Origin of the sequence: Paenibacillus oenotherae, assembly GCF_019443105.1 — a bacterium.
Lineage (GTDB): Bacteria > Bacillota > Bacilli > Paenibacillales > Paenibacillaceae > Paenibacillus_Z > Paenibacillus_Z oenotherae.
Map to the genome: position 1 here is coordinate 1 of NZ_JAHZIJ010000097.1, position 352 is coordinate 352.

The following is a 352-nucleotide window of genomic DNA, read 5'->3' on the forward strand; positions in this document are numbered from 1 at the left end:
GGGTGCCGGAGAGGAAGGAGGCCAAGAAGACATGGGACCGGGGGGGTTTGCAGATGAAGGGGAGAGACACCCAGGTCTAGTACAGGAGATGGAAATTGAAGACTCAGAACCTGAGCATATGGAGGATGATGATTCTTCGGAGGACGATGTACACCCGGCAGAATGGGACAACGAGGACTTCTCCGGACTCGTTGTCTCAGAGGGGCACACCGTGGCATGGGAGTATCGGCAGAATGAAGTGGTGCAAGGCGCTAGATACGCCGAAAAAGCACAGTTGACAGAGGCTGTGAAGATGTGGGCCGTGTCACTTGGGAGGGAGTTCTGGGTATCAAAGTCCACCAGATCAGTGTAC

Annotated in this window: 1 protein-coding gene; it reads left to right on the plus strand. The window is 54.8% G+C overall.

The window, feature by feature from the left end:
• Positions 1–31: 31 nt before the first annotated feature.
• Positions 32–352: hypothetical protein (locus K0T92_RS24740; RefSeq protein ID WP_219875287.1), on the plus strand; the 321-nt coding region annotated here is incomplete at its 3' end.